The 14,866-nt window shown below is 43.3% G+C and carries 7 protein-coding genes; all 7 read left to right on the top strand.

Annotated features, from left to right (window positions below; all coding sequences use genetic code 11):
* Positions 1 to 13 precede the first annotated feature (13 nt).
* The 7 genes from pgmB (at position 14) to CLV38_RS04440 (ending at position 14,865) form a co-directional block, all read left to right on the top strand.
* On the top strand, positions 14 to 673 hold the full coding sequence (pgmB, locus tag CLV38_RS04410; protein ID WP_106192059.1) for a beta-phosphoglucomutase: 660 nt from the start codon (positions 14 to 16) through the stop codon (positions 671 to 673).
* A gap of 13 nt (positions 674 to 686) precedes the next feature.
* Positions 687 to 2,309: a glycoside hydrolase family 13 protein gene (locus CLV38_RS04415; protein ID WP_106192061.1), complete on the top strand. Its 1,623-nt coding sequence runs from the start codon at positions 687 to 689 to the stop codon at positions 2,307 to 2,309.
* A 226-nt stretch (positions 2,310 to 2,535) separates the two neighbouring features.
* On the top strand, positions 2,536 to 3,867 hold the full coding sequence (locus tag CLV38_RS04420; protein ID WP_106192064.1) for a sugar ABC transporter substrate-binding protein: 1,332 nt from the start codon (positions 2,536 to 2,538) through the stop codon (positions 3,865 to 3,867).
* Positions 3,868 to 4,035: 168 nt separating this feature from the next.
* Positions 4,036 to 5,352, top strand: coding sequence for a sugar ABC transporter permease (locus CLV38_RS04425; protein ID WP_106192066.1), 1,317 nt, complete (start codon positions 4,036 to 4,038; stop codon positions 5,350 to 5,352).
* Entirely contained in the window at positions 5,352 to 6,230 is an 879-nt protein-coding gene (locus CLV38_RS04430; RefSeq protein ID WP_245920535.1) for a sugar ABC transporter permease, read from the top strand. The genes CLV38_RS04425 and CLV38_RS04430 overlap by 1 nt, the downstream gene beginning before the upstream one ends.
* Positions 6,231 to 6,322: 92 nt before the next feature.
* On the top strand, positions 6,323 to 12,487 hold the full coding sequence (locus tag CLV38_RS04435) for a pullulanase (RefSeq protein ID WP_106192069.1): 6,165 nt from the start codon (positions 6,323 to 6,325) through the stop codon (positions 12,485 to 12,487).
* Between the two features lie 677 nt (positions 12,488 to 13,164).
* A complete protein-coding gene (locus tag CLV38_RS04440) occupies positions 13,165 to 14,865 on the top strand; it encodes a glycoside hydrolase family 13 protein (RefSeq protein ID WP_106192071.1) in 1,701 nt (566 codons plus the stop codon).
* The last annotated feature ends 1 nt before the right edge of the window (position 14,866 follow it).

Here is a 14,866-nt window from a genome sequence, read left to right on the forward strand (position 1 = left end):
GGAGGAACAACACATGATTAAAGGATTAATATTCGATTTAGACGGCGTCATTACGGATACAGCTGAATTTCACTATCTTGCATGGAAAAGCCTGGCACAAAAAATAGGAATTGAGATCGACCGTGAATTCAATGAACAGTTGAAAGGAATCAGTCGCATGGAATCACTGGATCTGATTTTGAAACACGGAAACAAAGAACAGGACTTCACTGAAGAAGAAAAAGAAGCTCTCGCTACTCAAAAAAATGACGAATACAAAGAATCCATAAAAGAAATCACGCCTGAGGATCTGCTTCCGGGTATTGAAAAATTGCTAAAAGAGGCTAAAGAAAGAAATTTAGGTATGGTACTGGCTTCTGCTAGTAAGAACGGCCCGGCAATCATGGATAATCTTCAGATCACAGATTTATTTGATGGAATCGTTGATCCTGCATCGCTTAAAGCAGGCAAGCCTGACCCGGAAATCTTTGTCAGAGGTGCAGAAATGCTGGGACTCGATCCATCAGAATGCGTAGGGTTGGAAGATGCTGAAGCCGGAATTGAGGCAATCAATGGTGCCCATATGTTCTCAGTTGGAGTAGGATCCAAAGAAGCCATGAAAGAAGCTGATTATGCGGTTGAAGATACTTCTCAGCTTGATTTAAATACGATACTTGAAAAAGCAGGTCAATAAAGGAGAGTTTCAGATGAAGTGGTGGCAGAACGCAGTAATTTATCAAATTTATCCCCGCAGTTTTCAGGACAGTAATGGGGACGGCATTGGAGATATTCCAGGTATTATCAGCCGTCTCGATTATCTTCAGGAACTGGGAATCGATGCAATCTGGCTGAGTCCAGTATATGAATCACCCAACGATGACAACGGATATGACATCAGTAACTATCAGGCTATTCATCCGGAATTCGGTACAATGGATGATATGGATAGACTGATCGAAGAAGCAAAAACTCGAAATATCCGGATTGTCATGGATCTGGTCGTGAACCACACCAGCGATGAACACAAGTGGTTTGTAGAAGCGAAAAAAGGAAGAGAGAATCCTTACAGGGACTATTATATCTGGCGGGATCCCGTCGATGGACAGGCTCCAAACGACTTGGGATCCACCTTCAGTGGGTCAGCCTGGACTTTTGATGAAGCAAGTGGCCAGTACTATATGCACTTGTTCAGCAAAAAGCAGCCTGATTTGAACTGGGAAAATGAAACCATGCGTCAAGAAGTCTATGACATGATGAATTTCTGGTTGGATAAGGGAGTTGGCGGGTTTAGAATGGATGTTATCGACCTGATCGCGAAAGTACCGGATCACAAAATAACGGCAGATGGGCCCAAGCTGCACGCCTACTTAAAAGACATGCACGAACAGACGTTAAAAGACAGAGAGGTCATGACGGTGGGCGAAACATGGAGTGCCACGCCGGAGTCTGCCAAATTATATTCTGATCCTGACAGAAACGAGCTGTCTATGGTGTTCCAGTTTGAACACATGATGATGGACGAACAGCCTGGTAAGAGCAAATGGGACTTGAAGGAACTTGATGTGGTCGACTGGAAAGAGGTTCTTACCAAATGGCAGGTCGAACTGAAAGAGGATGGATGGAACAGTCTCTTCTGGAATAATCATGATACACCGCGCGTCGTCTCTAGGTGGGGAAATGACAAGGACTACCGTGTGGAGAGTGCCAAGTGCTTCGCAATCCTGCTTCACTTGATGAGAGGAACACCTTATATTTATCAGGGAGAAGAAATTGGAATGACCAATCGTCACGTAACATCGATAGATGAAGTGGATGATATTGAAAGTCGCAATATGTATGCTGAACGTCTGGCGCAAGGCTATTCAAAAGCGGACATTCTGAAATCGATCAATGTCAAAGGTCGTGACAACGCCCGCACACCTATTCACTGGAATCAGACAGATCAGGCCGGCTTTACTGAGGGAACGCCATGGCTTAAAGTCCAGCCTAATTATAAAGAAATCAATGTAGAACAGGCGCTGGCCGATAAAGATTCTGTCTTTTACACGTATCAGAAACTGATTCAGATCAGAAAAGAGAATCCAGCGATTGTCTGGGGATCATTTAATCTGCTGCTACCTGAGCATCCAACAGTTTTTGCTTATGAACGTCTTTATAAAAATGAGAAGTGGGTAGTCGTGACCAATTTAAGTGCAGACAGTCAAATAGTTTCTTTTGAAACCATAAAAGATCAGGGCAATGTGGTGGTCTCTAACTATGACCGCAGCTCACTGAACTGGTCTGATTTGACCCTGAAACCGTTTGAAGCAATGGCTGTTCAGTTTGTTTAGACTTTATCTGTTCATACCTGTTACATCCTGATACCGGTAACATAGAGAAAACAATTGGAACATTTGTAAAAACCTTATATAGTTAACTTGTAATCACTTACATAACAATTTAAAAGCGATTTCTTAAGGGGAATGGTACCTTCCCACAGAGACTGCTGGTTAGAATAAGTGACACGACATTTGTTTAACTTGTTGATAATATGTAAAAAAATAGGAGGAACAACACATGATCGATACTAAATTATTATATAAAGGATTGTTACTGCTCTCAACAGCCGGTTTATTAGCTGCTTGTGGAAATGGAGATGACGGCGACGCTGGTGATACAGGAACAGATACGGATTCAACTGAAGAGGTAGATTCAGCAGAAGATACTAACGGTGAAACTGCTGAAGGCGAAACTTCAAACGAAGACGAACCCGAAAAACCTGAAATGCTTACGATGTGGGTCAACCAGGAAGAACAGCAGTTAGATGCGTATGAAGAAATTACTGAGCGCTTTACTGAAGAGTATGGCATCGACGTTCAAATCACACCATATGAAATGCTGGAGCAGTTAGACGGAATGAGCTTGGATGGTCCAGCTGGTCAAGGTCCTGATTTATTCTTCCAGCCGCATGACCGTATGGGCGATATTTACTTACAAGGTGTAGCCGCTGAACTGGAACTGACTGATGATCAGTTAAGCCGATTGGGCGAATACAACGAAGAAGCTGTTCAGTCATTCAGCTATGAAGGAATCCAGTTCGGTATTCCAGCTGTTGTTGAAACGTATGCTTTATTCGTAAATAATGAATTAGTACCTGAAGCACCAGAGACAATGGAAGAACTAGTTGAAATTGCAGCTGATCTGACTGGAGACGGTCAATACGGATTCATGATGAATGCTGGAGATTTATACTTCACATACCCATTCATTACAGCTGATGGCGGATATATCTTCGGACAAGATGCTGACGGTGTTTATGACCCAACAGATATCGGATTGAATTCTCCAGAAACAGTATCTGCTGTAGAAGGCATTCAATCATGGTTTGATGATGGCTTGATGCCACCTGGAACAGACTTGGAAGTTGCAAACAGCTTATTCATGGATGGCCAGTTAGGTATGATTGTTAACGGACCTTGGGCTATTCCAGATTACCGTGACTCAATTGGAGACAACCTGCAAGTTGTTGAACTGCCAACTCAAAACGGCGAACAATTGAACTCGTTCTCAGGGAATAAAGGCTGGTTAGTCAACTATTACACTGAAAATGAGTACTGGGCAACTGAGTTAGCACTGTTCATTACTAACGAAGAAAGTTCTACAACTTACTTCGAAGTAGCGGGTGAATTACCGGCTCATACTGCAGTAGAAATCGATGACGAATTCATGGATCCAATCTTTGCACAAACACAACACGCGCACCCAATGCCTAACATTCCTGAAATGTCTCAAGTTTGGGAGCCTTTAGGTGACGCATTACAATTCGTACAGCAGGGTGACGATGTGCAAGAAGTTTTAGATGAAGCTGTTCAGGATATTGAAGCTAACATTTCAATGATGGGACAATAATTTAGAATTAAAACGATTAAACTAATTTGGATCGGGGAGATTGAGCAGATTCGTTTACTCAGTCTCCTTCTTCATGTTAGTTCAGATGAAGCATAGGATGTATAGAGAGAGACTGAACAGACAGAAATGTCTTTTGTGAAGTACAGGGCTGATTGAAGGAGAGAGAGTATGCCTACTAACGAGAATGAAAAGAAATTCCAGCACCCGGTGAATGCTAATTTAGACCATAGCCCTAAGAAAGCTATGCTGCTATCGATCATTCCAGGTATGGGCCAGATTTACAACAAGCGATTATTTAAAGGGTTAATACTATTTGTACTGTTTGCTGCATTTACAGTTATGATGTTTGAATTTATAGCTGGAGGTCTACAGGGATTGATCACGTTAGGTGTCGAACCCAGAGTAGATGATTCCCGTGTGTTTTTAATTGAAGGGATTTTAGCTCTTATTTTCACCACGTTTTACGGCATATTCTATTACTTTAATATACAGGATGCCAAAGTGGAAGCACGCAGAATCAGAGACGGTTGGCGTCCTGGGACTGTTATGGAAAACTTCAGAAACGCATGGGATAGAAGTTTCCCTTACGTACTGATTGGTCCAGGATTCATGCTTCTGATTTTCGTAGTGATTCTGCCGATACTATTTATGGCATTTCTGGCATTTACAAACTACAACCTTTACAATGCGCCTCCCCGAAACATTTTGCAGTGGGTTGGTTTTGACAACTTTATCAGATTAGTGACGATTGCTGAGTGGCGTACAACGTTCTTCAGTGTTCTATCGTGGACATTGACCTGGACGTTCGTTGCCACAACTTTATCAATTGGATTAGCTATGTTTTTAGCTATTTTAACGAATGATAAACGGTTAAAAGGCACGCGAATTATTCGGACAGTCCTGATCCTGCCTTGGGCTGTGCCAGGATTTGTAACAATCATTATCTTTTCAGCCCTATTTAATGACAACTTTGGCGCAATCAATACGGATATTATCTTGCCACTGTTTGGAACGACGATTCCCTGGATGTCTAACGTCATGTGGAGTCGTATTGCAATCATTATGATTCAAGTATGGCTTGGATTCCCTTACGTCTACGCGCTATTCTCGGGTGTACTAAAAGGGATTTCGGACGACTGGTACGAAGCGGCTGATATGGATGGGGCTACTAAATGGCAGAAGTTTATGAATATAACCTTCCCACATCTCATGTTTGCAACCGGACCGATATTGCTGACACAATACACATTCAACTTTAACAACTTCAATATTATCTATCTGTTTAACGAAGGTGGACCGGCTGTTCGTGGACAAAGTGCCGGTGGGACGGATATCCTGATTTCCTGGGTGTACAACCTGACCTTTACAAATTCACAGTACAGTATGGCTGCTGCCATCTCCCTAATATTGGGGTTAATAGTTGCGACATTTGCTTTCTTCCAGTTCCGTCGCTCACGATCATTTAAAGATGAGGGGAATTTCTAATGAGTAAATTATTCGAACGTATGCAGAAGAAACAATTGACACGTAAACAGAAAAGCAAGATCGAGGTTGCCTTTATTTACCTCATTATTGCGGTTATGTTTATCATCATCTTCTACCCGCTGTTCTGGGCGTTTGCAATTTCTATGAATACCTCATCGAATTTGTACACAGCATCTCTTTCACCTGAGAACTGGTCTCTGGATAATTACAGATGGCTCTTTACCAATCCACGAAGTGATTATCTACTCTGGTACCGTAATACGTTATTCGTATCCACTGTGGTTACTGTGGTGACCACATTACTGGTTACTTTTACAGCGTATGCTTTCTCGCGCTACCGCTTCAAAGGAAGAACATATGGATTATATGCGTTCTTGTTACTTCAAATGTTTCCTGTATTAATGGCAATGGTGGCTTTATACATCTTGCTGAACACTATAGGATTACTTGATAACTTATGGGGACTGATCCTGATTTATATCGGCGGGAATATTCCAATGAATGCCTTTCTTGTTAAAGGTTATCTGGATACTCTGCCTAAATCACTGGATGAGTCAGCTAAAATGGATGGAGCGGGGCACTTTAGAATTTTCTTCCAGATCCTACTGCCCCTTGCGAAACCGATCCTATCAGTGGTAGCCTTGTTCAACTTCATGGCACCATTTATGGACTTCATTCTGCCGCGTATTGTACTGAGAAGTCCTGAAAACTTTACACTTGCACTTGGGTTGTATAACTTTGTTAACGCTCAGTTTTCTAACAACTTCAGTCGATTTGCGGCGGGTGCAGTACTGATCGCTATTCCAATTGCAACTGTTTACCTTGTCCTCCAGAAGTACCTGATCTCAGGTCTTGCCTCTGGTGCGACAAAAGGATAGAACCAACTTAAGCTTCCCTTACACCTATTGTGGGGGGAGTTTTTTTTGCACATTTTGTAAGCGTTAACTAAAAAAGAAGAGGAGTTAAGTAGATGAACAGAAAATGGAGTTCTTTCTTTTCCGCTTTAATGGTGAGTTTAATGGTGTTTCAGTCACTGGCAAGTGTACTCCCGATTTTTACAACAACGGTCAGTGCAGAAACAGAACGTCAGCTGCGTGTCCATCTGGAGACAGAGACAATCGATAATGATCTGTCCTTATGGATCTGGGGGGATGTCATCAGTGAATCATCTGACGTAGCTGAATGGCCGAGTGGGTCGGCTTTCAATGAAGATGATCAGACAGAATTTGGTTACTTCCAGGATATCCCGATTGATGCAGATGCAGAAGAAATCGGCATGATCGCTGTATACGCAGATGAATCCAAGTTCATCGATGAAGACATCATCATCTCATTATTCGATAATGTCGATGAAGTCTGGATCAGAGAAGACGGATCCGTTTATTATTATGAGCCTGTTGACTTTGAAACGCCGACGATTCGCATTCATTTCTCTGATGAATCTGAAAATTATTCGGACTATGGCATCTGGTTCTGGGGTGCAGCACCTAATCTTCCTCAAAACTGGCCGGACGATGCAATCTATTTTTCTTCAGAACAGGTAGGACCATACGGAGCTTATGTAGACATTCCTGTTAACGAAGGAGCCGGCGGTTTTTCATTTCTGATTTTGAACAGCGCTACAGGCGAGCAGACAGGTGATCTGGTGTTTGAAGAACTAGCCAGTCATCAGCAGATTTTCCTCAAATCCGATGTCGAAGAAGTGTTCACAAATCCGTATTTCCAGTCTTTGGCAGAAGAAGAGGATGAACTGGATGAGACGGAAGGCGAAGGCGACATTACAGTCTCTGCTTCAGTGAATCGATCATTCGATTATTCAGAACATGGCATACTGGACGTGGAAATTGACAACCATTCTGAACTTGTAATTGACCGTATCTCTGCAGACGTGTCATCTATAGGTGGAAGAAGCAATCTGACGATCTCACCGGAGTTGAACCGGGTCACCTTGTCTGTTGACCACACAGTTGCACCGGGTACGTACCCGATCACCGTGACTGTCTGGGATGAGACTAATGGACGATACACCACTCAGACAGAAGTGACAATCGATGCTCGAGTTAAAGCAGAAGGCGAACGGGACTGGGATGAAGAAATCATTTACTTCATGCTGACAGACCGCTTTGCTGACGGAGATGAATCGAACAACAATCCCTATGGACTTGATTACGCCAATGCAGACAACCCCCGCGGCACCTATCAGGGTGGAGACTTTAAAGGGGTGACTCAGAATCTTGACTATCTCGATGAGCTGGGGGTATCGACAATATGGGTCTCACCAATCGTTGAGAACGTTGCGTATGATGTAGAGTATGCCAGCGCAGATGGCAGCTATTACGGCTATCACGGCTACTGGGCTTCGAACTTTGAAGAATTGAATCCTCATCTGGGAACACTCGCAGATTTTCATGAACTGATCGATTCTGCTGCAGACCGGGGCATTAATATCATGGTCGATGTAGTGTTGAATCACCCAGGTTACGGCCTGCATCCCTCTAACACCGTTCCCAATCCACCAGAAGGCTACCCGACTGATGAAGACCGCGCACGATTCGACGGCATGATCAGAGAAAATTCCGGTGGGGGCGACTTGACGATGGAACTGGCTGGATTGCCTGATTTCATTACTGAACGTCAGGATGTGAGAGAACAGCTGGTCGACTGGCAGGCAGACTGGATCACCAAGTCTACGACACCTAATGGGAATGCTATTGCGAGTTACCGAGTGGATACAGTGAAACACGTGGATGATACGACGTGGCAGCACTTTAAAAATGAACTGGTTGAAAAAGACCCCGGCTTCCGTCTGATTGGCGAATCATGGGGAGCGAATTACAACAGCCATACGCGCTATCTGAATTCCGGCATGATGGATAGTCTGCTTGATTTCAGCTTTAAAGATTATGCCTCAAGCTTTGTAAGAGGGAATCTGACAGCAGCAAATGATTTGCTGGTTGAACGCAACCAGGTACTGGCAAGCGATGCAACACTTGGTCAATTCCTTGGCAGTCATGACGAAGCTGGATTTTTATACGGACATGATAATAATGAAGGCATGCTTAAACTAGCTGCTTCTCTTCAAATGACAGCTAAAGGGCAGCCAGTCATTTATTACGGCGAAGAACTGGGTCAATCCGGACCCGAAAACTGGCCTGTCTACGATAACCGCTATGATTTAGCCTGGGACGACGTTGAAGGGAATGATATCCTGGCTCATTATCAGGCACTCACAGGGTTCAGAAATGATAACAGTGAGCTGCTGTCCAGAGGAACAAGGAGTGAATTTCTGACTTCTGAAAATGAGGACTGGATGATGGTCGAACGTGCATTGAACGATGAGCTAGTTTATATGGCGTTTAATGTTTCAGAAGAGGAACAGACGATTTCAGTCGAAGTGGATAACGAAAATGTAGTGGTTATGGATCACTACTCCAATGTTGATTATACCGCAGTAGAAGCTGATGGCAGCTACGTTCTGACCTATACAGTACCTGCAATGGCAGACGGCGGGACGGCTTTACTCACAATCGAAAACGGGTCGTTCATTTCTCAGGAAGTGGAAACACCTGATGATTCAGAAACGCCTCAAGAAGAAGGTGAGCTAGAAGACGGATTTTTTCGGCTCCATTTTGCGACGCTTCCAGAGAATGATCCGTCGAATCTGGGACTTTGGATCTGGGAAGATGTAAAAGACCCGTCCGACACAGTCGGTGGATGGCCGGATGCTGCCTTATCTTTTGGTGATGCGGTCAGTACAGATTACGGCTACTATATGGATATAGAACTGGCAGAAGACCCGGAAGTCATCGGGTTCTTAATTAATAATAGAAGTGGAAGCAATCTGACAGGTGATCTGAGGGTGCGTTTGCTGGCACATGAAATGAATGAAGCCTGGCTGGATGCGAATTACAGCATCTATCCATATGAACCCCTGATGGAAGAGGACATGATTCGCGTCAACTATCAGAGAACAAATGAGGATTATGACAATTGGGGTTTATGGACATGGGACGATGTGCTGACACCTACTGAAAACTGGACAACTGGCGCTATGGAAAGTGACGGTATCGGTCGAAACGGAACATTCTTCAATCTTGCCCTAGCCGAAGATGCAGAAGAAATCGGCTTCTTATTTGTTCAAAGAGATGGATCCGATCAGTCTACTGATTACGCATTTTCAGGCTTGTCTGAACAGAGTCAAATTTTTGTACGTGAAGGGGACGATACTATTTATACCAATCCTTATTATGTCAGAGAAGACGGCATGATCAGAGCAGAACAGATTTCAGAAACGCAAATAGAGGTCTTCTTCCACTCTACAGAAGCGTTAACGGAAGAAGCGCTGATGGAATTGATTCAAGTCCTGGATAAAGACGGGAATACAGTCACATTTACGTCAGTTACAATAGATAATGAACGAAACGCTGTTACTTTAGAAGGAGACTTTTCATTAAATCAGGCACCTTACAGTATAGTGTTTGATGAAACTCAAGTGGAAGCTCGCATGGGATGGCGTTTGAAAGATGAACTCTATGCTTATGATGGTGAGCTGGGACTTGATCTTCATGAAGACGGTACAGCTGATTTGAAAGTCTGGTCGCCAAGTGCAGAAGCTGTTCGAGTCATCTTATACGATAAAGACAACCAGTCCGAAGTGGTAAGAGATGACATCGAAATGACGTCACTGGAATCAGGTGTGTGGTCGATCGTTCTTGATGAGCAGTCAACAGGACTGGAGGATGTGACAGGTTACTTCTACCATTTCGAAATTGAACGTAATGGTGAATCAGTACTGGCTCTAGATCCGTATGCCCGTTCGATGGCAGCATGGAACAGTAGTGATCCTGACAATTATATCGGGAAAGCAGCCATAGTGAACCCGAGTCATATTGGACCGGAACTGGAATACGCTAATATTGAAGGCTACGACAAACGTGAAGATGCCATCATCTATGAAATTCACGTCAGAGATTTCACCTCAGATCCTTCACTCGAAGATGAACTGGACAGTCAGTTTGGGACATTCAGTGCCTTTATTGAAAAACTGGATTATATTGAAAGTCTGGGTGTGACGCACGTCCAGCTGCTTCCGGTCATGAGCTATTTCTTTGCAAATGAATTTGAAAACAGCGAACGGATGCTGGAGTATGGTTCAACTAATACGAACTTTAACTGGGGGTATGATCCGCACAGTTACTTCTCATTGACTGGAATGTATTCAGAAAACCCGGAAGATCCAGCCAAGCGTATTGAAGAGTTTAAACAATTGATCGATGAAATTCATAGTCGTAAAATGGGCGTGGTCCTTGATGTTGTATACAACCATACGGCGAGGGAACATATTTTTGAAGATCTTGAACCAAACTATTACCACTTCATGGACGCTGACGGCACTTCCCGTACAAGTTTTGGCGGCGGACGTCTAGGAACGACACATGAAATGGCGCGTCGCATACTGGTTGATTCCATTACGTACTGGGTGGAGGAATTTAAAGTAGACGGATTCCGATTCGACATGATGGGCGACCATGATGCCGAAAGTATTCAGATTGCGTTTGATGAAGCGAAAAAATTGAATCCGAATATTCTGATGATCGGTGAAGGCTGGCGCACATTTGTCGGAGATGAAGGATATGAAGATGTTATGCCTGCGGATCAGGACTGGATGCAGCATACTGAATCAGTTGGATCATTTTCAGATGAGTTCAGAAATGAACTGAAATCCGGATTCGGCAGTGAAGGCGAACCACGCTTCATTACAGGTGGTGCCCGTTCTATTCAGCAGATATTTGATAATCTCACAGCTAACCCGCATAACTTTACAGCAACAAACCCTGGCGATGTCGTGCCTTACATTGCAGCTCACGATAATTTGACGCTGCATGACGTGATTGCCCAGTCTATTCAAAAAGATCCTGAAGATCATCAGCAGGAGATCCATCAGCGTATTCGTTTAGGCAACCTGATGGTGCTGACTGCTCAAGGTACACCGTTCATTCATGCTGGTCAGGAATTCGGACGCACGAAACAATTCCGCGATCCGGACTTTGCTGAACCGGTAGCTGATGAACTTGTTCCATATAAATCAACGTTCATGACGAACGCTGATGGCAGTCCGTTCCTGTACCCGTACTTTATTCACGACTCATATGATTCAACAGATGCAGTCAACATGTTTGAATGGAATAAAGCGACAAATGAAGAAGCTTATCCGATCAATACATTGACGCAGTCGTATACTACTGGACTGATCGAGTTGAGACGAAGCACAGATGCTTTCCGTAAAGGAACGATGGAAGAAATTTCAGAACTCGTGTCACTAGTTGATGCGCCAGAAATAGATGAGACAGATTTAGTGATTGCCTACCGGGCGGAGGATTCAAACGGAGATGTCTACTATGTCTTCGTGAACGCTGACGATACTGAAAGGGAATTGACACTGGATGCAGACTTGACAGAAGGATACGTCATTGTTGACGGCCAGACTGCAGGCACTCATTCAATCACTAGTCCAGAAGGGATTTCAGTTACAGAAGAGAGCGTTACTTTAGACCCGCTTACTGCTTCTGTTATAGTCTTAACGGATAGAGACATAGAAGAAGTGCCAGTTGAAGATCCGGATGAAGATGAAGAGGGTGACTCAGAAGGCGATCCAGACGCAGATACAGACATTGATCCCGATGGAGACGAAGACACAGATCCAGACGGAGATACAGATATTGATCCCGATGGAGACGAAGATACAGATCCAGACGGAGATCCAGATATTGATCCCGATGGAGACGGGGACGCAGATCCAGATATTGATCCCGATGGAGACGAAGACACAGATTCAGACGGAGATACGGACATTGATCCCGATGGAGACGGAGACACAGATCCAGACGGAGATCCAGATATTGATCCCGATGGAGACGGGGACGCAGATCCAGACGGAGATCCAGATATTGATCCCGATGAAGATGAGGCTACAGACCCAGATGAAGACACGGACGAGACCCTTGATGGGGAATCCGATTCAGATTTAGGACAAAGGCTGCCATCAACGGCAACTGCCCTATGGACAGTTGGAGCAGTCGGCTTACTAAGTATCCTGACGGGGGCAGCTGTAAAACTATTCAAGAAGAAAAAATAAGATAAATGATGAAGGCTCTTGCTAAGTGCAAGAGCCTTTATTAGTGGATACAAAGTGGGATTGTCGCGCTTTTCTGATGAGTATTTCATAATTTTGGATTTATATTCAAAGCTAAGATGGATTTAATGCTGGCTTTAAAGGATAGTTACTTTGTTTTTCGAACTGAACAGAAATTATAGTTGAGTTGATAGAATATGAGACAGCTTGTTGGAGTCGGAAATAATTTTGGCGTGAGTATCGAAAATAGAGATTCTATTTTAGGAACTGAAAAGAAATAAAGAGTGAGCTCAAAGAATATCAATCATATTGTCAGAGCTGAACTTGATTATAGATTTAGTTTCAAGAATAAGAGCCCAATTGTTCCAAGTCGGCAAACTATTTCAGCGAGTTCCGAAAATAAGAAGCCGATTATAGTTACTCAAAAAAGAGTTAGAAGTGAGTATCATTAATATCAAACTAACCCACTCATAATGTTTATATTAAACACAAATGCCAGTTAAACTTGAAAAATAAAAGAGCACCAGCAACCAGAATTTTCATTCATTTTTCATTTAAAAAAGATGATACCGATAACATCCTGAAAAGTGTTGTGTGAATACGCTACAGAGATTAAGATTATATCTGTTGTCATAAATGACATGAAAAATTGCTGACGAGAATATGGAGTGACAAAATCAATGGAAAAACAATGGTGGAAAAAAGCGGTAGCCTATCAGATCTATCCGCGGAGTTTTTATGATTCAAATGGAGATGGCATAGGAGATTTAAGAGGCATTATCGAGAAGCTAGACTACATAAAGGAACTGGGAATCGATGTTATCTGGGTGAGTCCTGTTTATGAATCACCTAATGATGACAATGGCTATGATATCAGTGATTATCACGACATCATGTCTGAATTCGGCACTATGGCTGATTTTGATGAATTGCTTGATGAAGTACATAATCGCGGAATGAAAATCATTATGGACCTGGTCATCAATCATACTTCAGACGAGCACGAATGGTTTATTGAATCGCGTTCCTCTAAAGATAATCCGTATCGTGATTTCTATATCTGGCACCCCTCCAAGGCGGATGGTTCAGAGATCAACAACTGGGAATCGATTTTTGGCGGATCAGTCTGGGAATACGATGAAACAACAGATGAGTATTTCATGCATGTCTTCTCGAAAAAACAACCGGACTTAAACTGGGAAAACGCAACGGTTAGAGAGCATCTGTATGAAATGGTTAACTGGTGGCTGGATAAAGGAATTGATGGCTTTAGAGTCGATGCAATTTCTCATATCAAGAAAAGAAACGGCTTTCCTAATATGCCGAACCCATTAAATAAAGATTATGTACCGTCATTTGATGGGCACATGAATCAGCCGGGGATCGATCTGTTCCTGTCTGAGTTCGCTGAAAAGACAATCAAGAATTACGACGTGATGACTGTTGGTGAAGCGAACGGGGTATCGATCAAAGACGCCGACCGCTGGGTAGGAGAAGAAAATGGCTACTTCAATATGATTTTCCAGTTTGAACACCTGGGACTTTGGGGTGCAAATGGTGAAGGATTAGACCTTAAAGAATTGAAAGAAGTGATGACTAGATGGCAGAAGGGGCTTGATGGTCGGGGATGGAACGCTTTATTCATAGAGAATCATGATCTGGCGAGAAGTGTGTCGACCTGGGGTAATGATGCAGATTTAAGAAAAACGTCTGCTAAGGCCCTGGCGACTTTCTATTTCTTCATGCAGGGAACGCCTTTCATTTATCAGGGACAGGAAATCGGAATGACGAATGTTCAGTTCGATTCGATCGATGACTATGATGATGTCGGCATGATCAACATGTATAATATTGAAACTAAAAATGGATCGACTCATGATGAAATCATGGAATACATCTGGAAAAATGGACGGGACAATTCCCGCACACCGATGCAATGGTCGAACGCACCGGAAGCTGGATTTACAACAGGAACGCCCTGGTTTGGGACGAACCCGAACTATCCGGACATCAATGTAGAACAGGCAGTGAACGACCCGGATTCGATCTATCATTTTTACAAAAAAATGATTCAGATGAGAAAAACAACGCCTGTTCTGATCTATGGACATTATGAACTGATAGCTGACGAACATGAAACGGTTTATGCCTACCTGCGCGCTTACGAAGGGGTGGAATATGTTGTAATGGTCAATATGTTCAACTCATCTACTGTTCTTGATTTAAGTAAGGAGCTCGACCTGGGCGAACTGAAACTGAGCAACTACACAGTGACAGATGAATTGAATCCAGTTATTAAACTGAGACCTTATGAGGCTCGTGTTTATAAAGTGGCGAAACAGAAAGTATGGCATGATCCGAACTACTACACTTTACCTTAAA

It is taken from the genome of Alkalibacterium olivapovliticus, from assembly GCF_003003275.1.
Taxonomy (GTDB): Bacteria; Bacillota; Bacilli; order Lactobacillales; family Carnobacteriaceae_A; genus Alkalibacterium; species Alkalibacterium olivapovliticum.